Annotated in this window: 7 protein-coding genes; 4 read left to right on the forward strand and 3 right to left on the reverse strand. The window is 69.6% G+C overall.

Features of this window, described 5'->3' with window-relative positions:
* Positions 1–2: 2 nt before the first annotated feature.
* Positions 3–821: an MlaE family ABC transporter permease gene (locus tag NM1_RS29100; RefSeq protein WP_068026916.1), complete on the reverse strand. Its 819-nt coding sequence runs from the start codon at positions 819–821 to the stop codon at positions 3–5.
* Positions 822–1,380: 559 nt separating this feature from the next.
* Here NM1_RS29100 and NM1_RS29105 point away from each other — a divergent pair.
* The gene (locus tag NM1_RS29105) at positions 1,381–2,049 is read left to right on the forward strand and encodes a chymotrypsin family serine protease (protein ID WP_068026919.1); all 669 of its coding nucleotides are present in this window, start codon (positions 1,381–1,383) and stop codon (positions 2,047–2,049) included.
* A 95-nt stretch (positions 2,050–2,144) separates the two neighbouring features.
* Here NM1_RS29105 and NM1_RS29110 read toward each other — a convergent pair whose 3' ends face one another.
* The gene (locus NM1_RS29110) at positions 2,145–3,668 is read right to left on the reverse strand and encodes an MFS transporter (RefSeq protein ID WP_068026923.1); all 1,524 of its coding nucleotides are present in this window, start codon (positions 3,666–3,668) and stop codon (positions 2,145–2,147) included.
* A gap of 48 nt (positions 3,669–3,716) precedes the next feature.
* Positions 3,717–4,316, reverse strand: a complete 600-nt coding sequence (gene lppU / locus NM1_RS29115) for an LppU family putative lipoprotein (RefSeq protein WP_246011468.1) — start codon at positions 4,314–4,316, stop codon at positions 3,717–3,719.
* A 205-nt stretch (positions 4,317–4,521) separates the two neighbouring features.
* Here lppU and NM1_RS29120 point away from each other — a divergent pair, with 205 nt between their 5' ends.
* The 3 genes from NM1_RS29120 (at position 4,522) to NM1_RS29130 (ending at position 7,823) form a co-directional block, all read left to right on the forward strand.
* Complete coding sequence (locus NM1_RS29120) at positions 4,522–5,043, forward strand: DUF6764 family protein (RefSeq protein WP_068026925.1); 522 nt, start codon at positions 4,522–4,524, stop codon at positions 5,041–5,043.
* An 83-nt stretch (positions 5,044–5,126) separates the two neighbouring features.
* On the forward strand, positions 5,127–6,398 hold the full coding sequence (locus NM1_RS29125; RefSeq protein WP_373864076.1) for a serine hydrolase domain-containing protein: 1,272 nt from the start codon (positions 5,127–5,129) through the stop codon (positions 6,396–6,398).
* A 54-nt stretch (positions 6,399–6,452) separates the two neighbouring features.
* On the forward strand, positions 6,453–7,823 hold the full coding sequence (locus NM1_RS29130; protein WP_068026931.1) for a cytochrome P450: 1,371 nt from the start codon (positions 6,453–6,455) through the stop codon (positions 7,821–7,823).
* Positions 7,824–8,244 lie beyond the last annotated feature (421 nt).

Raw genomic sequence — 8,244 nt, forward strand, 5'->3', positions numbered from 1 at the left:
ACTCAGACCATCTGTGAGGGGAACAGGGTGTTGTAGATCTGCGTGATGATCAGATTCACACCGAACAGCATCACCGCGGACAGCACCACGGCCGTATTCACGGAGTTGGCGACGCCACCCGGGCCGCCGCGGGTATTCAGCCCGGAATCGCAGGCGATAACCGCCGCGAGCAGGCCGTAGATTATCGACTTCACCAGCGCCGCAACGAGGTCCGAGACCACGGCGAACGACGAGAACGTGCCGATATACGAACCGGGCGTGCCGTTCTGGGCGAAGACGTTGAAAATGTAGCCGGTCAGGAAGCCGACGAAGACGACGAAGCCACACAGCAGCACCGACACCAGCATCGCCGCACCCAGCCGCGGCGCGACCAGGCGGCGCAGCGGGTCGACGCCCATCACCTTCATGGCGTCGATCTCCTCGCGGATGGTCCGCGAACCGAGGTCGGCGCAGATGGCCGAGCCGACCGCACCGGAGATCATCAGCGCGGTGACCAGCGGGGCGCCCTGCTGGATGATGCCGAGCCCGTTCGCGGCGCCGATGAACGACGTCGCACCGACCTGCTCGGTGATCGAACCGACCTGAATGGAGACGATGACGCCGATCGGAATGGCGACCAGCAGCGTGGGCGCGGCGGCGACACTGGCCATGAACCCGCACTGCCGGACGAACTCCGCGAACGGGAAACGCCGCCGGAAGATGGCGATGAACAACTCGGCCACGGCCGCGATGCCCATCGTGATCTGGCGACCGAAGGTCTCGAACGAGCGCTTGGGATGGTCCTGCCAGTACGCCCTGGTCCAATCGACCGCCCCACTCATCCGTGACCCTGTCGGCGGACTGTTGGTGAACTGCACTGACTAACCCCTCTCGACGCCGGTTACCCGCCCCGACGACTGTTTGCTTGACGCACCTTACTACGGAGTTAGAAAAAACACACCACAATGTGTGGCCACGGTCATAGACCCAGATCACGCCCTGCATAAGGCTGTGATCGGCGACATACCGTTGGGGCAAATCACAATGACAACGATGGCGTTCTAGAACGAGTTACAGTTTTTGAACCGATGACCAGCTTTGCCGCTTCCGATTAATTAATCGGATTAAATTAGTCGAAAATCGTGGTTCGATCTGGAAGCCCTCACAAGGGTATCCGCGCGGACGCGCGCGCCGCCGTCACCGCGGCCCGGGTGTCGCCCGGCCGCGACGCGCCGGTCACGAGGGGGAAACCAGGACCCGCCCGACCCGGCCGTAACGGCGCGGAGATCGACCCCGATCCGGCAAACGAGGCGCCGGTACAAGGCGCGCCTGGGCACGAATACTGACAGGATGTAGTACTACAAGGCTGATATCGTGCGGGCTTCCGACGTCTGGAGGGACATGTTCAACAAACTCGCCAAGGTGGCTCAGGCCGCCTTTGCCGTCGTCCTGGGTACGGCGCTGCTCGGGACGGGCGCGGGAGTCGCGCACGCAGATCCCGGCGTCGTCATCGGGGGTGGCTCCGGAATCATCATCGACAACCAGTTCGAGTGCACCGTCACCACCATCGGACGCGACGGCGCGGGCCGGCTGGTCGGGCTCACCGCGGGGCACTGCGGCGAAGCGGGTTCGGAGGTGTGGTCGGAGCACGATCGCGGCGCGGGTGTCATCGGCCGGTTCGCCTACTCGAACCACGACCTGGACTACGCGGTCATCGAGTTCGAGCCCGGCAAGGTCGTCCCGGTCAACCGGATCGGCAATGTCACGATCACCGGGCTCGGCGCGCCCGCGCAGTTCCCGATGATCGCCTGCAAGGAGGGCCGCACCACCGGCAACACCTGCGGCATCACCTGGGGCGACATCTTCCAGACCGATGAGACATGGACCCAGATGTGCGTCGTGGAGGGCGATTCCGGCGCGCCCGTGGTGGTCGGAAACACCCTGGTCGCCATGGTGAACGCCTATCTCGCCGTGGCCTGCTTCGGCCCCGAGGTCGGCACCAACATGACGGCCATCATGGACGACATGAACGGACGCGGCCGGGCGGGCGCGGGCTTCGCCCCGATCTAACGGGCGCCCGTCGGAAGACGAACTGCGGGGCGGTGAGGACTACACCTCACCGCCCCGCGGCATGTCCAGGCCACACCTCCACCCCTGCGGAGGTATCAGTCCGTCGCCCGGTCGGTCAGGCTCGGCTGTATCGCCGGGCCACTGGCCGCGGCACAGTTCGGCAGGCAGTCCACGCTGACCTCCGCTGCCCGCGGCCGCCGCCGTGCGCCCAGCAGGGCCGCCGCCACCACCGCGCCGACGACCAGCAGGCCCGCGCAGATCCGCATCGCCACCGTGAATCCGTGGTCGAGCGTCGCGGCGTCCTCGATCGATCCGGAGATCCCGGCCAGGCCGGGCAGCGCCGCCACCGCGAGCAGCTGCGCGGTGCGGGCGACGGCGTTGTTGACTCCCGAGGCGATACCGGCCTCACCGGCGGGCACCGCGCCCAGCACCGCCCCGGTCAGCGGCGCGACCAGCGCGGACAGTCCCAGTCCGAAGACCACCACCCCGGGCAGCACATCGCGCAGATAGCCTGCGACGCCCGAGGATTCGGGCCCGATGCGCAGCAACAGCAGGACACCGGCCGCGGCCAGCAGCGGCCCGGCCGTCATCGGCAGGCGCGGCCCGTGCTCCTGCGCCCACCGCCCGGCCCGCGCCGAGAGCAGCAGCATCAGCACGGTGACCGGCAGCGTCGCCACGCCCGACACCAGCGGGGAGTACCCGGCGACCTGCTGCAATTGCAGCACCAGCAGGAAGAACACGCCGCCGAGCGCGGCGTAGACCGCCAACGTCACCAAATTGGCCGCGGTGAAGATGCGGCCCGAGCGCGGATCGCGCCGCCCCGACGACGCCCCCACCGGCGCACCGGTGAACAACGCGGGCGGCACCAGCGGATGGTCGCTGCGCAGTTCGATCACGACGAAGACCCCCAGCAGCACCAACCCGGCGATCGTCAGCAGCGGCATCGCCTGGATCAGCCCGAACGTCAGCGCACCCAGCGCGACCGCGACCACCAGCGCACCGGGCACGTCCAGCCGGTCGGAGGCGTCGGGGTCACGACTCTCCGGCACGTGCCGCACGGCCACCGCGACCACGACCGCGGCCAGCGGCACATTGATGAGGAAGATGGAGCGCCAGCCCGCCACCTCGATCAGCCAGCCGCCGAGGAACGGCCCGAGCGCACCGGCGATGCCGCCGAAACCGGACCACAGGCCGATCGCCGCGCCCTGGTCACGCTCGTCGATGGAGGCCGAGATCAGCGCCAGGCTTCCGGGCGTGAGCAGGGCACCGGCCACGCCCTGCAGGATGCGCGCCAGCACCAGCATCTCGATATTCACCGCCGCCCCGCACAGCACCGACGCGACGGCGAAACCGATTGTGCCCCAGACGAAGACCCGGCGGCGGCCGAGCCGGTCGCCGAGCGAGCCGCCGAGCAGGATGAACGAGGCCAGGGTGAGGGTGTATCCGCTCAGCGTCCACTGCAGGCCGGACACCCCGGTATGCAGGGACTCGCCGATGCGGGGCAGTGCGATATTGACGACCGTCGCATCCAGTGCGGCCACCGAGGAGCCGAGGACGGTGGCCAGCACGATCCACCGTCCGGTCACCGAGCTCAGCCTCGGTAGCTCTGTGGTACTCACCCGCCATACGCTACGACGAACCGGCCCGCGCGGCGGGATTTCGATTCGTCACATGTCCTGCACGCAGACCACGAATCGGCGCTGGTCGTAGACGAATCCGTCGCTGTGGCAGGCGTCGATGGCGTCGGTGTTCTGCAGGATACGCAGCACCCGCACGCCCTCCACGGCCGATCCGGCGCAGTCCACCCGCTTGGCGTCGTCACCGGCGATATCCATGCAGCCGCCGACCACCCAGTCGCGGTCCAGGCACAGGGCGCCGGTCTCCTTGCCGCGCCGACTCTCGTAGTAGACGCTGTCGGCGTCGGAGACGCACTGGTCGGAGGTCGGCGCCTTGCCCACGACCCGGTAGTTCGACTCGGGGCTGCCGCATCCCGCCTTCTCGATGGTCGCGTCCTGGTTCGTGCCGCCCAGCGTCACGCAGTCGCCCACCTCGGCCCGGAAGTCGACGCTGCCGCCGGTGGTGGGGGTGGTCGGCCGCGCCTTTCCGGAGGTGGGCGCCGAGGTCGTCGTGGCACCGGCCGCCGCCGGGCCGCTGTGGGCCGCCCGCGGCGTCCCGCTGACGGTCGAACCGCAGGCAGCGAGCCCGGTGACGGCGGCAATCGCCAACGCAGGCAATACGATCCGCACCGGAATCAACGCACGTGACAAGGCATCCTCCCGAGCCGTCCCGCTTCGAACTCGCATGGGGGATTTCGAAGTCACACCGATCGCGGGTCATGCTAACGGCCGGTGATCCTGCCGCGCACCCCAGCGTCGTGTGATCCGTCACGAACGGCCGCGCGTCGAAGCCGGATTCGACGTTCCAGCAAACGATCTGAGTATGGTGAGGGTGTCGGCCTGAAGGGAGTGCTCCGTGAAGCTGATCAGCGCAATCTTGTGCTCGGCGACGGCGGTCGGAGTGTGTGCCTGCGCCGCGGGGACCGCCTCGGCAACCGACGTGCATTGCGATTCCGCCGCGGGTGGGGACGTGACGATCGTCGATGGTCAGACCGCCTGCCGCGCCGCCGCGGACTCGGGCCACGCCCGTGCCGCCGGTCTCGACGGCGTCGGATACGCGCGGGCCGCCGCGGGGGCAATCGCCCTGGGGGTCGGGGCATCCGGTGGCATCGGGGCCAGCCAGGGCGTGACCGGCGTGCCGGTGGCGATCGGGCTCGGCCCGGACGCGTACGCACTGACCTCGATCGGTGCGGCTCCGGGCGGCGATCGAGTCGGAATAACGGTGGCGATGAGCGGCTCCAGGGCGCAGCTGGATTCCCAGGAGCACGCGGTGGTCTGCCTGGGATCGGCCGCGCTCGCCTGGGATTCGCTCAGCGGCAACGGCTGCCTGGCGACACCGGTGGGGCTCTGGCACACCGCGTCCTCCGCGTTACCCTGACCTACGGAGTCCCGCCGTCCTGCGCGGCGCGGGCAACGCACCAGGATCTGCCGCAGCGCAGCGGCGTCAGGAGGGGCGGCAATATGGTCGCGACAGTGCCGAATCCGGGAACGCCGAATCCCGAGACACCGTATTCCGGGGGCGAATCCGCCCCGGCAACAGGGCAGATGGTGATCGATCCGCGCTTCGTGCCCGTCGTGCACAAATTCTTCCGGATGTTCGCCCGGCCCGCGCGCGGCGGCGGCGCCTTCGCCGTCTATCTGCACGGCCGCCCCGTGGTCGACGTGTGGACCGGCTGGGCGGCGCCCGATCGGCGCTGGCAGCGCGACACCGTGGCGCTGAGCTTCTCCACCGGCAAGGGCGTGGCGGCGACCCTGCTGCACCGGCTCGCCGAGCGCGGCCTGATCGACTACGACGCACCGGTGGCCGACTACTGGCCCGAATTCGCCGCACACGGCAAGGGCTCGATCACCGTACGCGACGTGCTGGCCCATCGCGCCGGTCTGCACCGGGTACGGGGGCTGGCCGCCACCTTCGACGGCATCCTCGACTACGACGCGATGGTGGCGGCCCTGGCCGACGCCACCCCCGACCCGCGGCGGCTGCAGGCCTCCGGATATCACGCGGTGACCTTCGGCTGGCTGGTCGCCGAGCTGGTGCAGCGCGTGACCGGCGACGACTTCACCGACGTGCTGCGCCGGGAGATCGCCGAACCGCTGCGCACCGAGGAGTTCTGGTACCGGGTGCCGGAATCCGAACGGCATCGCATCGCCCGCACCTTTCCGCGGCTGCGCGTGCCGGGGGTGCGCTGGGACACCGCCTCCGCCGTGCTCGCCCGCTCTCGCGCACTGGGCGCCGTCGCCGAGGCCGGGATGCCCGCCGGGCTCGACGCGCTGATCGTCGACCCGCGGGTGCACGAGTCGGTGATGCCCGGCTTCAACGGGGTGTTCTCCGCGCGGGCGCTGGCCCGGATGTACGGCGCGCTGGCCAACGGCGGGCGGCTCGCCGCGGACGCTCCGGCGCATGCCACCCACGACGCGCCGCTGCTGCGGCCCGAGACGATCGCGGAGGTCAATCGGCTGCAGCGCACCGAACATCGCGACTATGTGCTCGGGGTGCCGACGCCGTTCACGCTCGGCTATCACCGGCCCCCGATGCTGTCGCGCCGCCCGCCGCGGAAGGCCTTCGGCCACTACGGGGTCGGCGGGTCCGGTGCCTTCGCCGATCCGGATTCGGGCGTTGCGGTCGCCTTCGTCACCAACCGGCTCGGCAATTCGCTGACCACCGTGGGCGACGGGCGACTGGCGCGCCTGGCCGGCATGGCGCACGCCGCCGCGGTGCTGGGCCTGCCCTAGACCGCCAGGACAGCGGTATCGAACCGGGCGGACCGGCAGATCGTATTCGTCCATATGGGCGCTGGGGCGACGCACGACCGACCGCGGGTGCCGCGGTTGACGCTGCTCCATGCGCTGGGCGCCGGAATCGACTTCGATCGTTATTTCCGGTGGCGCCGTGCCCGGGAGGGAGATCCCTTCTTCGTTCGATTTCCGGGATTCGGCGCGGCGCTGTTCACTGGAACAAGTTCGGGCACAAGGGAATTGTTGCGGGCCCCGATCGACACCCTGGAACCACCGCTTCCGAATCCCATTGAGCCGCTTGTCGGTTCGGCATCACTAATTCTGGCCCGCGGCTCCCGGCACAAGCACGATCGCTCGATATTGACGCCCGCATTTCACGGTGACCGAATTCGGCGGTACGGCACCATTATTCGGGATTCGACCGTGGACGAACTGTCGGGTGACGGCGCCGGCCCGGCCTGGCGGGAGGGGGCCCGGATCGATGCCCGCGTGGCGGCGCGCGCCATCACACTGCGCGTGATCCTGACGGCGGTATTCGGCCTGGACGAACCCGGGCGCCGCGCCGAATACACCGCGGCGGTCGTGTCGTTCCTGAACGCCTTCACCGGACCGCTGATGCTCGTTCCGGCCTTGCGGCACAGTGCCTTCGGGCTCGCGCCGTGGGACCGGTTCCGGGCCGCGCGGGACCGGCTCGACGGTCTGATCGGCGCCGATATCGCGCGCCGCCGCGACGGCGGCGGGGCGGGGCCCGACATCCTCGGCATGCTGCTCGACACCCGCGACGACGCACCCGCCGCCGACCTGATCGACCAGCTGCGGACGCTGCTGGTCGCCGGGCACGAGACCACCGCCACCAGCCTGGTGTGGGCGCTGTTCCGTTTGCACCGGAATCCTCCGGCGCTGCGCCGCCTGCGGGCCGAACTGCACGACGCCGGCGACCTCCGTCCCGACGAGACCGCCCGGCTGCCCTACCTGGACGCGGTGTGCCAGGAGACGCTGCGGCTGCATCCCCCCGTACCGATCGTGCTGCGGCGCCTGACCGGGCCGTTCGCGCTGGCCGGGGTGGAGCTGGCCGCGGGCGACACCATGGGGATCGCCCTGCCGCTGCTGCATTCCGACCCCGGCGTCTGGACGGATCCGGAGGCATTCCGCCCCGAGCGTTTTCTCGAGCGTCGCTACGGGCCCTTCGAATTCGCCCCCTACGGCGGCGGCCACCGCCGGTGCGCGGGTGCGGCGCTGGCGGATTACGAGCTGCGCGTGGCGCTGGCGACGGTACTCACCCGGGTGGAGCTGGCGCTGCCGCCGCGCTACGCGAGCGGCCGAATTCCGCTGGCAGTACCGCACAACATCGCCACCGGGCCGCGCGCCGGAATCACCTTCGACATCGTCTCGGAATGTCCACGATCCGCCAGTGTCCAGTGATTTACATCACAATGACGTTTGCTGGGGTATTGGTGCGATTCTCAACCTCGGTCCGTACCGGCAAACCCGACTCGCCGATGCGAACGGCGAAGACGTCCCGCGTGGCCGGTCCGCCGCCGACGGGGTGACACGTCGCACACCGGTTCGTTGATCTTCATAACTGCCAGAAGGCAATTGGCGCCCGACGGCGCGAGATGTAGTAATGGATGCCGGGTTGGGGCACGACATATCTTCCTGCTCGCGTGTCTGCGTGCGAAATGAGGATGGAGAGGACGTAACGGCTGTGCGCACCACCACCTGTCGGAGATCCGGACGGGATGCGGCGACCCGAGCCATGAGATTCGGAGTCCTATCGCTGGCGGCGGCCGCCGCCGGCGCGATCGCGTTCGCCCCCGCCTCGGCCGCCCCGCTGTGGCCCGGC

Origin of the sequence: Nocardia mexicana NBRC 108244, from assembly GCF_001613165.1 — a bacterium.
Classification (GTDB): domain Bacteria; phylum Actinomycetota; class Actinomycetes; order Mycobacteriales; family Mycobacteriaceae; genus Nocardia; species Nocardia mexicana.